Origin of the sequence: Mesorhizobium sp. M7A.F.Ca.US.007.01.2.1, assembly GCF_003998165.1 — a bacterium.
In the GTDB taxonomy this organism is placed as follows: Bacteria; Pseudomonadota; Alphaproteobacteria; order Rhizobiales; family Rhizobiaceae; genus Mesorhizobium; species Mesorhizobium ciceri.
In genome coordinates this window covers 17,931-34,459 of record NZ_RZQP01000021.1, presented here as the reverse complement: position 1 = coordinate 34,459, position 16,529 = coordinate 17,931, and the positions used below count along the sequence as shown (strand labels likewise).

Genomic DNA, 16,529 nt, shown 5'->3' with positions numbered 1-16,529 from the left:
ACACCAATGGGGTTACGCTTCATCTTCATGCTCACGCGCAACGACCGAACGGTTTCGGACGCGGCCCAGCAACTTCAAACCGCGCTCAGCCTCGGCGTGCGGCACATCGGGTTCAAGGATATCGGCTTGCCGATCGAGCAGCTGAAAGACCTCAATGCGGCCATCAGGACGGGCGGTGCAACCTCCTACCTGGAAGTCGTGTCACTGGACCGCGAAAGCGAAATTGCTTCGGCAAAGGCAGCTGCCGAAATCGGCGTCGATGTTCTTCTTGGTGGCACGCGGGTAGACGACGTGCTGCCGATCATCAAGGACACCGGCATCCAGTACTTCCCGTTTCCGGGTCGGATCGCCGGTCATCCGAGCGTGCTTGAAGGCGCCATCGACGAAATTGTCGAAAGTGCCAAAGCGATTGCAGGGCACGATGGAGTGCATGGCCTGGACCTGCTGGCATACCGATCGGCGGAGAACGTCCCCGAGTTGATGAAGGCCGTCTGCGCTGCAGTCGCCAAGCCTGTCTATGTTGCGGGTTCGATCGACACCCCAGAACGAATTGCAGTCGTCCAAGGCGCCGGCGCAGCTGGGTTTACGATTGGGACCGCAGCTTTGGATGGCAGATACCCGGCCAATGGGAATGACCTACCAAGCCAACTCACCGCAATCATTCGCGATGTGGCTGCCCTGAACAAGCACCTTTCGCCAATTCACAAGAAGAATTTGTCAATTGAGTTTGCCGGGCTGCGCGCGCCTTGGAAGCCTAAAGTCGAGGGGCGTGTCAACGCCATGCAATTCAAGGTCGCCATGTTCAATGGCGCCTCCAGTTGGTCATTTCGACAGCACGACGATCAGCTGTTCTTCGTTCACCGGGGACGCCTGCTCATGCAATTTCGTGACCGTGAAGAAATTATCGAACCCGGAGAGTTCATCGTCGTCCCATATGGCGTTGAGCACAGTGCGGTGGCCTTGGGCGAGGAAGGATGTGAAGTGTTGGTGGCAACGTCAACCGCCCTACCCTGCTACCCACCCCCGGTAACTGATCTCGCTCATTCTGATCGATCCCAGTTGACTGCTTAGCAGGACGGTACCGACTGCTAGGTTTTCAGACGCGCATGAGCAATCATGACCGTGGCTATTGTGCTGCATCGCGCCGACGGCGCACCCGTTGCAACCCCTTTCCGCAGGACAGCGTCCGGCTCGGATGATCCCTTTGTGGGCATCGCGAAATCGCCTGGGAAGGGCCGGACTCGATATCGTGGGCCGAACCAGCTTTGTTGGCGAGCTCGAAGTCGCAAGCTTCCCCCACATCGAAACCATCGTCGTGGTGGAAGGAGAGCTGATCCTGACGGTGGTCGGCGCGGCCCCGCTGGTGCTCGGTTCGCAAGCGGGTGCTGTCATCGGATGCGGCACCACGCTTCGCATCCAGACTGAATCAGGCGTGCGGTTTTCGTTCTGCGCGGCCGCTTGCGACAAACCGACGAAGCCCGGCCTTGTCCAGTTGCGCGCCGACGCCGACTTCAAGCCGTCTGCTTCGCTACCGGCCGAGGCTTTGCTTGGCCCGGCCCCGCAATGCCGCAGCGACAACGTCTTCTCCAGCGACGGCGCGGATTACCGTGCGGGCACGTGGGATTCGACCCCATACCACCGGGTTGTTCGCCCGCATCGCCACAACGAGTTCATGCATCTGCTAGCCGCGAGTGTACGATTCGCCGCGCCCGATGGCAGCGTGCTGTCGGCGGGCACCGAGATGCGCTTTTCGTGCCCCAGGGCGCATCGATCGGATGGGAAAGTAAAAATCGCGTGGTGAAGTTTTTCGTCGTCCAAGCCGTCCAGGCCTGACGTAGAGCGAGATCCATCATGTCCCCTGGCAAGGTCGCTGAGTTTTAGGCCGCACCCGCAATCGACGCTCCTCCACACGAGATGGCTTTAGGCTTCAGCTACCTTCCCTCTGAGAGGTGGGCGCCAGCGAGCTTTTCACGCAACAATTGCATGTCCTAAGGGCCGCTAACGGCAGGATATTCCGTCCAGGCACACAACTCCGCAGCCTGTCTATTCTCGGCGCGGGCTAGAATGCTTCAAAGTTACCGGAGTTCCGCAGATGCCCGCGCCGCTCATGCACATCGAGTGCAGCCCTTCCCTCCCCCGCGAGGCAGACGTCGTCGTCATCGGCGGCGGCGTGGTGGGCGTGTTCACGGCGTATTATCTCGCGCGCCGCGGCGTCAGCGTCGCCCTGGTAGAGAAAGGACGCGTGGCCGCCGAGCAGTCAAGCCGAAACTGGGGCTGGTGCCGCCAGCAGAACCGCGATGCGCGCGAGTTGCCTATGGCAACCAAGAGCCTCGATCTCTGGGAGAAGGTGGCACAGGAGACTGGCGGGGATACTGGATTTCGCCGCTGCGGGCTTCTGTATCTCTCACAGGACGAAAATGAGCTGGCGGGCTGGGCAAGGTGGCGCGATTTTGCGAAAACGGTCGGAGTCACCACGCACGTGCTGAGCGCAGAGGAAGCCACCGAGAAGGGCAAGACGACCGGACGCAAATGGAAGGGCGGGGTTTTCTCACCGACTGACGGAACGGCGGATCCCTCCACGGCAGTGCCGGTTGCCGCGCGTGGCATCATGGCGGCGGGCGGTACCTTGCATCAGCATTGCGCAGCGCGTGGACTGGAGTTGAGCGCCGGCAAGGTCAGCGGGGTCGTGACGGAAGCGGGAACCATCCGTACGAAGATCGCGGTCATGGCCGGAGGCGCGTGGGCTTCTTCCTTCTGCAACCAGCTTGGCATGCGCTTCCCGCAAGCTGCCGTGCGTCAGTCCATTCTAGCCGTAGCGCCAGGCGCAATCGGCCTGCCCGATGCCCTGCATACCACGAGCGTCTCGCTGACGCGGCGCAGCAACGGTGGATACGCGCTGGCGATCAGCGGACGAGCTCGCGTCGACCCAACGCCGCAGCAGTTCAGGTTCAGCCGCGAGTTTCTACCGATGTTCGCCCGCCGCTGGCGCAATCTCGCCCCGGGGGCCTTCGAGGGCTGGCGTCAAGGACATGAAAGCCTGCGCAAATGGGGCCTTGACGACATTACGCCGATGGAACGGAACCGGATTCTCGACCCGAAGCCCGACATGGGACAAATTCAGCTGACATATCGAAGAGCCTGCGAATTTATCCCCGAACTCCAACGCGTGGCGATCTCCGATGTCTGGGCGGGTTATATCGACAGTACACCCGACGGCATTCCCGCGATCGGCGAAGTGGAGGGGATTCCGGGCTTTATCCTGGCGGCGGGATTCAGTGGTCACGGGTTCGGGATTGGCCCCGGCGCGGGGCATATGATCGCCGACATCATCACAGGCAGCGAGCCTGTTGTCGATCCGCGTCCGTATAGGCCCGAACGCCTGAAGACCGCTGCATGGGGCAAGGTCGCTGAATTCTGAGAAGATGGCTTGCCAACGTACTATCGATCGCACACGAGATTGATGCCGCGACTGCTCAAACAGGGAAGTGACGATGCGCGAATACGAGATTGCCGCCATTCCTGCCGACGGGATCGGCCCAGAGGTGATCGCCGCCGGTCTACAGGCGCTTGAGGCGCTGCAGCAGCGCTGCGGCGACTTCAAGCTACGCGTCCAGCACTTCGACTGGGGATCGGACTACTACAGGGCCAATGGCCGGATGATGCCTGAAGATGGAGTGGCGCAACTGAAGCGCTTCGATGCCATCTTCTTCGGTGCTGTCGGCGCTCCCGATGTGCCCGACGACATCTCGCTCTGGGGTCTCCGGCTGCCGATCTGCCAAGGCTTTGATCAATATGCGAACGTGCGGCCGACCAGGATTTTGCCCGGCATCGTTTCGCCGCTGGCGGGCGTTGGGCCCGGCGATCTGGATTGGGTGATCGTGAGGGAGAATTCGGAGGGCGAGTATTCCGGCCACGGCGGCCGCGCCCACCGCGGTCTCCCCGAGGAGGTCGGAACCGAAGTCGCGATCTTCACGCGCGTCGGCGTCGCCCGCATCATGCGCTATGCATTCCGGCTGGCGCGGTCACGGCCGCGAAAGCTCCTGACTGTTGTCACGAAATCCAACGCGCAGCGGCACGGCATGGTAATGTGGGATGAAATCGCAGCCGAGGTGGCGCAAGAGTTCCCTGACGTCGCGTGGGACAAGATGCTGGTTGATGCTATGACGGTGCGCATGACACTCAAACCTCGCAGCCTCGACACGATCGTCGCCACCAATCTTCACGCCGACATTTTGTCGGACCTTGCAGGCGCGCTGGCGGGCAGTCTCGGCGTTGCACCAACCGCCAACATTGATCCCGAGCGGCGCTATCCCTCGATGTTCGAGCCAATTCACGGCTCTGCCTTCGACATCGCCGGCAAGGGTATCGCCAACCCCGTCGCCACCTTCTGGACCGCTGCCCAGATGCTCGAACATCTGGGCGAAAGCGCAGCCTCCGTCCGGTTGATGAGCGCTGTGGAAACAGTGACGAGTGAAGGCGTGCTGACGCCGGACGTTGGTGGGACAGCGACCACGCAGGACGTGACGGACGCCGTCTGCCGGACGATCCGCGGTTCGAACGTGTGACAGGTTTGCGATGAAACTCGACAAGATCGACATCAAGATCTTATCCCAACTGCAAAAGAACGGGCGGGTCACCAACGTCGAGCTTGCCGACCTGGTCAACCTTTCGCCGAGCCCTTGCCTGATGCGGGTGAAGAAGCTTCAGGCGGAAGGCTTCATTACCGGCTATTCCGCCCAGATCGACGTGTCCAAGCTCGGACAGACTCTAACGATCTTCACCGAGGTTACGCTCAAGCACCATCAACAAAACGACTTCGCGAGATTTCTCACCGCCATTCAGAAAGTCGATTCCGTTATCGAATGCCATCTGATTTCGGGCGGATACGATTACCTTGTGAAGTTCGTGACGGCGGGCATCAGCGAGTATCAGACTATCATGGAGCGCATGCTCGAATTGGATATTGGGATCGACAAATATTTCAGCTTCGTCGTGTTGAAGTCACCGATCGTGAAATCCCACTTGCCTCTCGACGTCATTTTCGACAGATGAAAAGGCCACCCCTGCAGTCTGGGACTGGAAAGCGGGCGCCATCGTTCGCTTCCGCTGCCCGTGTGCTACGGCGGAAGTCCGCCTAACTGCAACTTTCTTGGCACTTGACGGAATGCGGCAAGACCTGAGGATTTCCTTCAGGCCCCGCTCGCATGGATCGGGTGGCTTCACCCATGACGACGATCATCCCTTCATCGCTTCCCGCACATCCTTGTCTTCGAGGGTTTGATCCAGCGTCATCCTGGTGCGTTCGAGGATTCCATCGATGTCGTCGTCCGTGCAGCAGAGCGGTGGCGCGAAACCGAGTATGCCGCTGTTGAAGGCGCGAATGACAAGGCCGTTCCCCCACGCCCGGTCGAAGATGCGGCGCCCCGGATCGGCCGCCGCCGGCAGCGGTGTTTTGCGCTCCTTGTCCGTGACCAGCTCGATCGCAGCCAGCATGCCGCGACCGCGAATATCGCCAACCAGCGGGTGGTCTGCGAGCGAGCGGAGGCCCCTCATCAGTCGCTTCCCGGCCTTCCGACCGTTCTCGAGCAAGCCCTCTTCATAGAGACGCAGGCATTCCAGCCCGACCGCTGCGCTCACCGGATGGGCTGAGTAGGTATAGCCGTGGCCGACAGCCGCTTTGCCGGCTCCGTCCGCGATCGTATTGTAGACATGGTCGGTCATGAAGACGGCGCCCATCGGCACGTAGCCCGACGTCAGTCCTTTCGCTGTGGTCATCAGATCCGGCACGACCTCGTCCTCCTCACAGGCGAAAAGGGGACCGGTGCGGCCAAAAGCGGTGATGACCTCGTCGGCAACGAACAAGATGTCGTGTTCCTTGCATACGGCATGCAGGGCCTTTAGCCAGCCTGCCGGCGGAACCAGGACACCGCCCGAACCCTGGATAGGTTCAGCGTAGAAGGCCGCGATGCGATCGGCGCCGAGCTCAGCGATTTTGGCCCGCAGCGCCGCGACCGATGCATCGATAATCGCCTGCGGGTTGGAACCGACCGGATTGCGATAGGCGTAGTGCGAGGGAATCTTGTGCTGCCAGTCATAAGGAACGCCGAAGCCCGCATGGAAAGCCGGCAGCGCGGTCAGACCTGCGCCAACCGTAGAGGATCCATGGTAGCCATGCCCGACCGAGATAAATTGGTCTTTTCGCGGCGTCCCCTTGGCGTGATAAAAATAGCGAATGAAACGGATGGTGCTGTCTATCGCGTCGGACCCGCCCAGCGTGAAATAGACATGGTTCAGATCGCCAGGCGCCAATTCGGCAAGCCGGGCGGCGAGACGAATGGCCGGCTCAGACCCCAGCCCGAAATATCCCGTCGCATAAGGAAGCTCTCTTAGCTGCTTGGCCGCTGCCTCGACGACGCTTTCCTGCCCGTATCCGATGTTTACACACCAGAGACCCGCGAACCCGTCCAGCAAGGTTTTCCCGCTTGCCTCGGTCACTGTAGCGCCCTTGGCGGATTTGAGCACGCGCACACCCGTCTCTTCGTGGCTCCGATAGCATGAAAACGGGTGAACCAGGTGCGCACGGTCGAGTTCGATCAGGGAGTTTGCAAGCATTTCTTCCTCCGGTTCAGCCTAGCGCCTGACTAACGAGCGCATAAGTTTGGTGTGACCTGATTTCGACTTTCGGCTCGTCTGCGATTCGTCGCATCGTTACGCCACCGCCGACGTGGGCCAGGCCGCGACGGATGAGCCACTCGCCGAGAGCCGTGGATTCGTTGGTGTCGATGCGGACAAACTCGCCCGCACTGTCGGCCAGCAGGAAGTCGATCAGGCATCTCGCTTCGTGCAGCGTCCTCGCCACCACCGGCCCAATGACCAGCCCTCGACCAAAACGACGAATTGCGGCAAACGCCTGGACATCGCCTGCATCGCGAATGACGGCGAACTTCGCCCGCTCGCACAACGAGTTCATGAGTGCCGACCGGTCGTGACCAAACGCGGCGCAATCCAGAGCGACAAGGCGCGCCTGGTCGCCGTCCTCGCCCCATGACACATGTGCCGGTGCATCTGCAGACGGCGCCAGGCCCTGGTGCTGCACGATCTTGCCGGTCGCGACAAATCCCAGCTTCTCGTAGAGTGGGAGCCCTTCCTGCGTAGCCACCAAATAGCAAGTGCGCTCGCCTGCCTTGGTAAGCGCCTCCTCCATCAGCTTGCGCCCGAGCCCGCGACCGCGCATTGCGGCATCGACGATGACCATGTTGACGCTGGCGGCATCGTCGCCATAGGGCGTCATCAGAATCGTCCCCACCACGCGTCCTTCCTCCTGGACAACGAGACCTTGGCTGAGCGACTGCATCAGCTCCCAGTCTTCACGACGGTGCGGCCATCCAACATGACGTGACAATTCGACAGCATCGTTCAAATGCTCGGTTGTCATCGTTTTGAACGTGACTCGCCCTGGGGTCATGGGTCGTTTCCCGGCCTGAATTCTTCAATGCAAAGTTAGGCTGCGGCCGACAGCAGTTCCTCCCGACGCGTACCGGTGAGCTAGGTGTTTTGACTTTCCTTTGCCGCCGGCGCCGCATCTTATGCCGACGAGCCGGCGGGCGAGGGAAGCGCCTGGCAAGCTCGGAACCACGTCGTGCGCAACTCTCTGCCAAAGCCCTGCCACGATACAAAACAATCTGCTTCAAGCGGCAGAGAATGCGGCGACTAGTCCTTTTCGCTGCTCGTTATGATCCTTGTCGTTAAAGGCACGCGGTGCCGCCAGGATTGGAAGGATAGACGCCAATGACCCGTTTCAGACCGAAATACATCACCTTCGATTGCTACGGTACGCTGACCAACTTCGACATGGCCGGCGCGGCAAGACGAGTTTACGGTGCGGAACTCTCCCCAGCCGTAATGACGCAGTTCATCAAGGATTTCTCGGCCTATCGCCTCGATGAGGTTCTTGGCGCTTGGAAGCCCTATAGCGAGGTCGTGCACAATTCCGTGGAGCGCGCCTGCAAGCGCAACAATGTGACGTTCCGGCCTGAGGATGCCCAGCGCATTTATTCGGAAATACCGACATGGGGTCCGCACCCGGATGTCCCGGCGGGACTGGCCAAGGTCGCCAAGGAAATCCCACTGGTGATCCTGTCGAATTCCATGAAGAGCCTGATCATGTCGAACGTTGAGAAGCTCGGCGTACCCTTCCACATGGTCATCACGGCCGAGGAGACCGGCACCTACAAGCCGCATATGAAGGGCTTCGAGTACATGTTCGACAAGCTCGGCTGCGGCCCGGAAGACATTACGCATGTGTCGTCCTCATTCCGCTACGATCTCATGACCGCCTATGATCTTGGCATCAAGAGCAAGGTCTGGGTGAATCGCGGCCACGAACCCGCGAACCCATACTACGAGTACAGTGAAATCAAGGATATCGGCGGGCTGGCCGGCGCCGTCGGGCTGGAGCCCGTTCGCGAATTCGCCTGAGCGTCTGTTGCTGGTGCAGTCGCGCCAGTGTGAGGCACTCCCACCACGTTAATGAGCACTGGTCGCAATACAGAGAAAGGGGCGGTTTTCACCGCCCCTTTCTTGTTGTTCCACGCTTTGGAAGGTGTTTCCACCTGCTTGCAACAGAACTAGTTAAGCCCGCCAACATGAAGCGTCTTGACCTCGAGATATTCCTCGATGCCGAGCTGCGATCCTTCGCGCCCCACCCCTGACTGCTTGACACCGCCGAAAGGCGCTACTTCGGTCGAGATCATGCCCGTGTTGAGCCCAACCATACCGAACTCCAGGGCCTCGGCAACACGCCATGACCGCTTGAGATTTTCGGTGTAGAAGTAGGCGGCAAGGCCGAAGGGCGTACCGTTCGCGATCGCAATGGCCTCGTCCTCCGTTTCGAAGCGAAAAAGCGGCGCCACCGGGCCGAACGTCTCTTCCGATGCCAGCAGCATCTCGGTAGTAGCCTCTCCCAGCACGATGGGCCGTGCATATTGCTTGCCGTCCGGCACCGTCTCGCTCTGGGCGATGATCCGCGCGCCTTTCGCCTGTGCATCCGCGATGTGACGCTCGATCTTGTCGATGGCGGCCGCATTGATCATCGGGCCAATCTCCGTTCCGTCGTCGGTCCCCGCGCCAACCTTCATTCGGTTGACGCGCTGGCTCAGCTTTTCTGCGAAAGCATCGTAAACGCCCGCCTGCACGAGAATCCGGTTCGCACAGACGCAGGTTTGACCGCCATTGCGGAACTTGGATGCGATCACCCCCTCGACTGCATTGCCCAGATCGGCGTCATCAAAGACGATAAAGGGCGCGTTGCCGCCGAGCTCGAGGCTGAGCCGCTTGATGCTATCGGCCGCGCCACGCATGAGCAGCGCTCCGACGCGGGTCGAGCCGGTGAACGAGATCTTGCGCACCGTCTCGTTGGCCATCAGTTCGTTGCCGATTTCAATGGGCATGCCGGTCACAATGTTGATCACGCCGGCAGGAATACCCGCCCGTTCCGCCAGTACGCCGAGCGCCAGCGCCGAAAATGGCGTGAATTCCGACGGCTTGATGACAACCGTGCAACCCGCGGCCAGCGCCGGCGCCACCTTGCGCGTAATCATCGCGTTAGGGAAATTCCATGGCGTGATGATTGCGCAGACGCCAACGGCCTCCTTCAGCACCAGAATGCGGCGATCGGGCGTGGGAGACGGAATGGTCGAGCCACCGATCCGGCGTGCTTCTTCGGCGAACCATTTCACGAAGGAGGCGCCATAGCGGATTTCACCGCGTGCTTCTGCCAGAGGCTTGCCCTGTTCCAGCGTCAGCAGCAACGCCAGGTCCTCTTCATTTTCCAGTATCAGGCTGTGCCAGCGCTCCAGAAGCGCTCCGCGTTCGGCATGGGTCCTGGCCTTCCAGTCCTTGAACGCCGCCTGCGCTGCATCTATTGCAGCCCTTGTCTCATCCCGGCCCATGTCGGGCACGGTTCCAAGCACTTCCAGACTGGCCGGATCGATCACATCGACAGTCGCGTTGCTGTGCGCATGCTGCCAGACATCGCCAATGAGGCCACGCTGGCGAAACAGGTCCGCACCCTTCAGGAAACCAATCTTCGTTATTGCGTTCATGGTTCTTTTCCTCTGCTCTTTCAGCTTAATCCTGCCAGCACGGCCTGCGTGATTGCTTCAGTCGTGTCCTTGCCTGCAATCGTGCCTATCCCGCGTGCGGTTGCGGACTCGATCGCCGACATCACTTCGGCCGCGGCCTGCCCCTCGCCCAGATGCCCGAGCATCATCGCACCGGACCAGATCGCGGCGATCGGATTGGCGATGCCGAGATGCGCGATGTCAGGCGCCGAACCGTGGACCGGCTCGAACATCGAAGGCGCGCTGCGATCGGGATTGATATTGGCGGAGGCGGCGTAACCCAGCCCGCCCTGAATGGCCGCTCCAATATCCGTGAGGATGTCGCCAAAAAGATTCGAGGCGACGATCACGTCGAGGCTTTCAGGCGCCAGGACCATGCGGGCGGCAATGGCGTCGACGTGGTAGTGCGAGACCTCCACATCGGCATAGTCTTTCGCCACCTCACGCGTGACCTCATCCCAAAAAACCATGGAATGTTTCTGCGCGTTGGATTTGGTGACGGATGCGAGCTTCTTGCGGCGCGTCCGCGCCTGTTCGAAACCGAAACGGAGGATTCTTTCGACACCCTCACGTGTGAAGATTGCCGTCTCGATCGCGACCTCATTGGCCGTTCCGGAATGAATGCGCCCACCAGCGCCGCAGTATTCGCCTTCCGTGTTCTCCCGGATGCACAGTATATCGAAACCATCACGGCGAAGAGGTCCCTGAACGCCTGGCAACAGCCTGTGCGGCCGTATGTTGGCATACTGCGTGAACCCTTTGCGGATCGGCAGGAGCAGTCCGTGAAGCGATACGGAGTCGGCCACCTTTGCTGGCCATCCCACAGCGCCGAGGTAGATTGCATCGAACTTCCGCAGCATCTCGACGCCGTCAGGGGGCATCATCGCACCGGTTTCCAGATAGTAGGCGCACGACCATGGGAACCTTGTATCCTCAAGGGCGAAGCCGCCTCGCTTTGCTGCAGCCTGCAGCACCTCCCATCCAGCCTCGGTCACCTCCTTGCCGATGCCGTCGCCTGGGATGTGCCCTATCGTGTAAGCCTTCATTGATATCCTCCTGGAGACCGATGGGTACCGAAGGTCGCAGCTTGCTCAACACGGCAGCGACATGCGGCGTCTCGCACCTGGTTTTGGAACAGTAGTCGACAGCGCGCCGTATTTTCCGCCGAGGATGAGCCGCCCGACGGCGTCGAATCGCGTCGGGCGGGACTTGGAGAGTGGATTGTTCTGGAACCGGCGCGCGCGCTATTCGGCCAGACCTTGAGCGTTGAGCTCAGTCATAGACGCTGACGTAGATCTTGCGCACGGTTTCGATCGTGCGCCAGACGCCGACAAAGCCGGGCTTCATCACAAAACTGTCGCCGCTGCGGTAAGTCTTGGTCTCACCGCCCGTCTCCTCGATCTCGACGAGGCCCGAAACGATGTGGCAGAACTCGCAGGTCGTGCCCTTGATAGAATGCGTCTCGCCAGGCGTCGCCTCCCAGACGCCGGTCAGAACCTTCTCGCCTTTCGAAGCATCCTGCGCCCAAGTCTTGAAGGATGGATTGCCGGAGATGAGCCGCTCTGGAGCCGGCAATGCCTGCTTCGGCGCGAAGGCTGGATCTGTGTCGATCGTGATCAGAAGTGACATTTTATGTTTTCCTGGTTAGTAGCCGCGTGTCCGATCGACGAGGCCGATCAGTTCTTCTCCGGCGCGGTGGCGCCGGATGTTGTCCACGACGGATTGCGCCGCGGAATCTGCTTGCGTTACGGAAGCGATGTGCGGCGTGATCGCCACCTTCGGGTGCCGCCAGAGCGGATGGCCGTCCGGCAGTGGCTCGGGATCGGTGACATCGAGCATTGCGGCGGTGAGGTGCCCGCTATCGAGAGCCTGGACAAGGGCGGTTTGGTCTAGCTGCGGCCCGCGGCCGACATGCAACAATCTCGCCCCAGCCGGCAGGAGGGAAAAGAGTTCCGCATCGAGGATGCCACGCGTTTCTTTCGTCAGCGGCAGCAGGCAGACGAGAATATCCGTGCGCGCGAGGAAACCGGCAAGCTGGTCCGCGCCATAAAAGCAGGTCACCCCTTCGATCTCCTTCCTGCTTCGGCTCCAGGCGGCAAGGGGAAAGCGAAACGGCAGCAATCGCTCGATAGCTGCCTGCGCCAGCATGCCGAGGCCAAGAAACCCAACCCGGCGTTCGGTCGCTTGCGGAGCGGCAAGACCCCGCCACGCTTGGCGCTTCTGCTGTTCACGATACGCCACCATATCCCGGTGGAGGCTCAGCACGCCAAGAACGACATATTCCTGCATCATGCGAATGATGCCGTCCTCGACCATGCGCACCAGCTTCACCTGCCGAGGCAGGCTTTCACGGTTGAACTGGTCGACGCCGGCGCCGAGCGAAAACAGCAATTCGAGATTGCGATAGCGCGCGAGATCATCTGGCGCCGTCCAGGTCAGGAGGTAGCGCACCTCCTCCGGGTCGAAACATTCGCTGCTGTGGAACAATTCGACGTCCGGTAGTTCGCGTGCGAAAGCCTTGCGGAAGACCGCTGCGCGCACCGGGTCGGAATTGAAAAGAAAAGCCATGAACCGCCCTTTCCTGCTATCCGGCAAGGCGCGTGGCGAGACGCTCGATCATGCTCTGGCAGGCAGCAAGTTCGCCGGTCTCGATATATTCATTGGCACGGTGAGCCCGGATGATGTCGCCGGGGCCGCAGATGATCGCGTCGATGCCGGCCTGCTGATAAAGGCCAGCTTCCGTTCCGTAGCTCACCGCAGACAGGGGCTGACGCCCCGTCAACTCGGCCAGAAGGGCCGCCAAACCACTCTCCTGCGGGAGCGAAAGCCCCGGATACGCACTCAGCTCATGCCAAGCCACTTCAAAGCCGCTGTCGCGTAGAGCCGTCAGTTGGGTCTTTACCGGCTCGAGCAGGGATCTCGGCGAAACACCTGGCACGGCACGGACCTCGATATCGGCGGTGCAGCGATCGGGGATGATGTTGACGGATTGGCCGCCGGCGATGACACCAACCTGCAATGACGAGTATGGAGGCGCGAAATCCGTGTCGAATGGCCCGATCGCAAGGGTCTGGCCATAGGCCACGATCTGCGTGACGAGACCAGCCATTGCATGCACGGCATTCAGTCCCAGCTCGGGCCGTGAAGAATGGCCGGACCGTCCGATCACTTCGAGCCGCACGGCCGCCTTGCCTTTGTGTGCCCGCACCGCTTCCATCCGGCTCGGCTCACCGATAATCGCGCCAAGCGGCTTCTCGCACAGGCTTGGCAGCGCGGCGATGAGATGCGGCACGCCACGGGCACCTGCCTCCTCGTCATAGGAGAATGCGAGATGAATTGGCCGTGGCAAGTTCATCGCCGCGAGCCGCGGCACCGCGGCCAGCACGCAGGCGAGAAACCCCTTCATGTCGGAGGTGCCCCGACCGTGAAGCCTGGCGCCGTCTTGGCGCAGGACAAACGGATCCGAGTGCCATTCCCGTTCACCGGCCGGCACGACATCCATGTGGCCCGACAAGATGTAGCCGCGGGCACGCCGAGCTCCGATTGTGACAAACAGGTTGGACCGGTCGCCTTCCGGGCCGCGAAGGACCGTCACCTCAGCTCCGGCCGCCTCGCAATATTCACGCACCCAATCGACGATCGCGCCATTGGGCGCGCCCACGACCGAGGGGAACGCGATCAGCCTCGCAAGAATTTCTTCGACATTCACAGGGCGCCGCTCCACTCGCAGTTCGCTGGATGCAACAAGTGTGGCAGCAGGCGAGAGCATTCCGTGCCGAATGAAGGTATGCTTTGGCCGAAGATTTCGAATATTGGCCCGGAACCAGCGAAACCTGCTGGCTTTCGGGTGCAATCATGGGGCAAAAGACGGCTGCGGCACGTCAGCGAGGACGGGTCGCGACCGTGGGACTTGGAAAAAGGGAGCAGGTCGACTGAAATGCAGAGATCAGTGCGCCTGAAGTCTTTCGAACTGGTCGCGCGGGACATCGACGAAGTCGATGTCAATCTGCTCCACGCGCTCTCGATCTCGGTTCGCTGGCCGCATCGGCCGAAGGACTGGGACACTCTGCGCCGCGCGGGCCGCGGCATCGTTGCCGTAGACGGCATCGGGCGCGTTTTCGGCAGCGCGATGTGGTTTCCGCAAGGGGACGATTTCGCCACCATCGGCGTAGTGATCACAACGCCCCGCACACAAGCGCAAGGCGGCGGTCGATGGCTCATGGACCAGGTGCTCGAGCAGTGTGGCGATCGCAATTTGGCGCTCAACGCCACCCATGCCGCCTATCCCCTCTATGTCTCACTCGGTTTCACGACCGAAGGAATCGTATTCATGCACCAAGGAGAGATTCCGCCTGCACTCCCTGCCCTGCCGGCCTTGGACGGGGAATTGCAGGCGCTGCCGAGCGACAGGCTGAAGGAGATCATGGGGCTCGACAGACGAGCGTTTGGGACAGACCGCGCCAGCCTGCTCGCATTGCTTTCAGCGAATGCCTCTATCTGCACTTTGAGCCGTGGCGGCGAGATCGTCGGCTATTCCATGTGTCGCGAATTCGGACGTGGCTACGTGATCGGCCCGATGGTCGCGCGCAGCGATCTGGACGCGGTCCATCTTACAGCCATCCATCTGAGAAATCTTGCAGGACGCTTCGTCCGAGTCGATACGCGGGAGAAAGAAGGCATGTTTGCCGCGTTTCTCGACCAGTGCGGCCTTGGCATTGCCGAGACCGTTACGACCATGTCCAAAGGGCGCCGATTCCTGAACCGGGAAGAAAACGGGCCGTGGGTTTATGGATTGGCTGGCCACGCATTGAGTTGACTGCGGCACCACAATGCGACCGAAAGGCGCCAACCGCGTGGCCGTGCGCGCAGGCGAGCGAGTGTAGGAGACCAGCGCCCGCCGAATAGGCGGCGCTGGCGTTAAAGACGCAATTGGCCACCGGATTGGGCGGAGGAGAGATAGCCGAGTTCATCGAACACGACGAAGTCGAGCCGGGTCAGATGATCGGCAATTTTGCCTTGGCGGCCGTCGCGGGTCTCGGATGACGACATTGAAGAAGCGGCCGCGAGCGTTAGGAAGGTGGCTAATGCCGCCTAACTCTCGCTTAGGAACGCCAACCATCCCGGCCGAAGTGACCGGAACTACGGAGCTTCGCTAGCAGGATGCTGGCTGTTCCGCGGTGATCAACCTTTGCTTGCTCACTCAGCGGAAACGCATTCCAGTCAGCCAATTCTGCCACCAAAGGAGCGGTGTCCCCGTTACCGATGCGCATCTAAGTTGTCCGTTCTTCCCCATCACGATTATAGCTGTGCCGACTACGCCATGGCAGCTATTTACTGAACGTAGGTATCGCCGTCGACGCGAAAATCGAACAGAACCGACCCATCGGTTTTTTCCGCGGCGTCAGCCACACGATCATAGAACGGTCGATTGAGGCCCTCGATGTTGCCGAGTGACTGTTCGAACAAGGCCGATTCTACATGCTCCGCCACCATAGCTGTGAGAGTGCGCGCCGGCTGGCCCAATGGGCAAGCCGCCACGGCTGATTATCCACACCAGCCATCCCTGGTCCTTTTCATAAGCGACAAGACGACCGTTAACAGAGGGGGGTCTGTCAGGCCGAAATCCCGATAGCGATCACGCCCGGATCCAATGCGGTGTTGCAAAAGGCAGCAAGCAGGCCCCCTCCCCTCCGGATCGAAGCCGTCTAGGGGCTCCGTGACAACATCAGGCATCCTTGGGAAGCACCTGAAGGACCCGTGCGATGAACATATGGAACTCGGCCATGTAGTTGAGCAAGAACTCCTGCGTGGATTCGACTGTGACTTCGCCGCCGTCCGTGATCAGGCCCGGCGTGAACTGAATGTAGGCTTCCGGAGCGTTCATCTGCGGGGAGTTGCAGAAGCTAAGCACGCTTCGCAGGCTTTGCTGGGCCACGGCGGTCCCTATGGTTCCGGGCGAGGTCCCAATGACAGCTGAGGGCTTGCGGGCGAACGAGTTCTTGCCATAAGGGCGGCTGGCCCAGTCGATTGCGTTCTTCAACCCACCTGGGATCGAGCGGTTATACTCGGGCGTTATGAAAAGGACTGCCTCCACCGCGGCGATAGAGTCTTTGAAAGCGCGCGCGACAGGTGGAAAGTCAGCATCGTAGTCGTAGCTGTAGAGCGGCAAATCCTTGAAGGAAATCTCCGACATTTCAAGCTCTGGTGGAGCAAGCTGCACTAGTGCTTTTGCAAGCTTGCGATTGATCGATGCCGTGGCGAGGCTACCAATCAGATAGCCGACTTTGTGCGTGGTCATCAGGCACTCCCATATTGCCGCCCCCAAACAGTATCTGCTCAGTCAAAGTCGGACACCAGCACATTTAGGACAAGCTGCTGGATTCAACTGCTGCAGGGTTCACGACGCGA

The 16,529-nt window shown here is 60.7% G+C and carries 16 protein-coding genes and 1 pseudogene; 7 read left to right on the top strand and 10 right to left on the bottom strand.

Annotated features, from left to right (window positions below; all coding sequences use genetic code 11):
* The first annotated feature begins 6 nt into the window (after positions 1-6).
* The 5 genes from EN949_RS37220 (at position 7) to EN949_RS06485 (ending at position 5,052) form a co-directional block, all read left to right on the top strand.
* A complete protein-coding gene (locus EN949_RS37220; RefSeq protein WP_127370865.1) occupies positions 7-1,071 on the top strand; it encodes a cupin domain-containing protein in 1,065 nt (354 codons plus the stop codon).
* 178 nt (positions 1,072-1,249) lie between these two features.
* Positions 1,250-1,801: a hypothetical protein gene (locus tag EN949_RS06500; RefSeq protein WP_206519146.1), complete on the top strand. Its 552-nt coding sequence runs from the start codon at positions 1,250-1,252 to the stop codon at positions 1,799-1,801.
* 291 nt (positions 1,802-2,092) lie between these two features.
* A complete protein-coding gene (locus EN949_RS06495; protein WP_127366097.1) occupies positions 2,093-3,418 on the top strand; it encodes an FAD-binding oxidoreductase in 1,326 nt (441 codons plus the stop codon).
* A 73-nt stretch (positions 3,419-3,491) separates the two neighbouring features.
* Positions 3,492-4,565: a tartrate dehydrogenase gene (locus EN949_RS06490; RefSeq protein ID WP_127366096.1), complete on the top strand. Its 1,074-nt coding sequence runs from the start codon at positions 3,492-3,494 to the stop codon at positions 4,563-4,565.
* Positions 4,566-4,575: 10 nt separating this feature from the next.
* Complete coding sequence (locus tag EN949_RS06485; protein ID WP_064994330.1) at positions 4,576-5,052, top strand: Lrp/AsnC family transcriptional regulator; 477 nt, start codon at positions 4,576-4,578, stop codon at positions 5,050-5,052.
* A 183-nt stretch (positions 5,053-5,235) separates the two neighbouring features.
* On the opposite strand, the gene EN949_RS06480 is transcribed toward EN949_RS06485, so the two are convergent.
* On the bottom strand, positions 5,236-6,612 hold the full coding sequence (locus EN949_RS06480; protein WP_127366095.1) for an aspartate aminotransferase family protein: 1,377 nt from the start codon (positions 6,610-6,612) through the stop codon (positions 5,236-5,238).
* Positions 6,613-6,625: 13 nt separating this feature from the next.
* The gene (locus EN949_RS06475) at positions 6,626-7,465 is read right to left on the bottom strand and encodes a GNAT family N-acetyltransferase (RefSeq protein WP_127366094.1); all 840 of its coding nucleotides are present in this window, start codon (positions 7,463-7,465) and stop codon (positions 6,626-6,628) included.
* A 323-nt stretch (positions 7,466-7,788) separates the two neighbouring features.
* On the opposite strand from EN949_RS06475, the gene EN949_RS06465 reads away from it, so the two are divergent.
* A complete protein-coding gene (locus tag EN949_RS06465; protein ID WP_064994327.1) occupies positions 7,789-8,478 on the top strand; it encodes a haloacid dehalogenase type II in 690 nt (229 codons plus the stop codon).
* 149 nt (positions 8,479-8,627) lie between these two features.
* On the opposite strand, the gene EN949_RS06460 is transcribed toward EN949_RS06465, so the two are convergent.
* The 5 genes from EN949_RS06460 to argE all read right to left on the bottom strand — a co-directional run bounded on the left by EN949_RS06460 (position 8,628) and on the right by argE (position 13,830).
* Positions 8,628-10,103 carry an NAD-dependent succinate-semialdehyde dehydrogenase gene (locus EN949_RS06460; protein ID WP_064994326.1) on the bottom strand — a complete coding sequence of 492 codons (1,476 nt, stop codon included), beginning with the start codon at positions 10,101-10,103 and terminating at the stop codon, positions 8,628-8,630.
* 20 nt (positions 10,104-10,123) lie between these two features.
* Positions 10,124-11,167: a tartrate dehydrogenase gene (locus tag EN949_RS06455; RefSeq protein WP_127366092.1), complete on the bottom strand. Its 1,044-nt coding sequence runs from the start codon at positions 11,165-11,167 to the stop codon at positions 10,124-10,126.
* A gap of 226 nt (positions 11,168-11,393) precedes the next feature.
* Positions 11,394-11,750 (bottom strand): cupin domain-containing protein, encoded by a 357-nt coding sequence (locus tag EN949_RS06450; protein ID WP_064994324.1) that lies wholly within the window; start codon positions 11,748-11,750, stop codon positions 11,394-11,396.
* 15 nt (positions 11,751-11,765) lie between these two features.
* The gene (locus EN949_RS06445; protein ID WP_064994323.1) at positions 11,766-12,689 is read right to left on the bottom strand and encodes a glyoxylate/hydroxypyruvate reductase A; all 924 of its coding nucleotides are present in this window, start codon (positions 12,687-12,689) and stop codon (positions 11,766-11,768) included.
* A gap of 16 nt (positions 12,690-12,705) precedes the next feature.
* Positions 12,706-13,830: an acetylornithine deacetylase gene (gene argE, locus EN949_RS06440; RefSeq protein ID WP_127370997.1), complete on the bottom strand. Its 1,125-nt coding sequence runs from the start codon at positions 13,828-13,830 to the stop codon at positions 12,706-12,708.
* Positions 13,831-14,058: 228 nt separating this feature from the next.
* Here argE and EN949_RS06435 point away from each other — a divergent pair, with 228 nt between their 5' ends.
* Positions 14,059-14,937 (top strand): GNAT family N-acetyltransferase, encoded by an 879-nt coding sequence (locus EN949_RS06435; protein WP_064994322.1) that lies wholly within the window; start codon positions 14,059-14,061, stop codon positions 14,935-14,937.
* A 110-nt stretch (positions 14,938-15,047) separates the two neighbouring features.
* On the opposite strand, the pseudogene EN949_RS36130 reads toward EN949_RS06435, so the two are convergent.
* The 3 genes and pseudogenes from EN949_RS36130 to EN949_RS06420 all read right to left on the bottom strand — a co-directional run.
* Positions 15,048-15,186: pseudogene (locus tag EN949_RS36130) on the bottom strand (IS21-like element helper ATPase IstB); the annotation flags it as partial.
* A 266-nt stretch (positions 15,187-15,452) separates the two neighbouring features.
* Complete coding sequence (locus EN949_RS37060) at positions 15,453-15,587, bottom strand: hypothetical protein (RefSeq protein ID WP_280953742.1); 135 nt, start codon at positions 15,585-15,587, stop codon at positions 15,453-15,455.
* A gap of 259 nt (positions 15,588-15,846) precedes the next feature.
* On the bottom strand, positions 15,847-16,419 hold the full coding sequence (locus EN949_RS06420) for an NADPH-dependent FMN reductase (RefSeq protein ID WP_064994348.1): 573 nt from the start codon (positions 16,417-16,419) through the stop codon (positions 15,847-15,849).
* Positions 16,420-16,529: the final 110 nt, after the last annotated feature.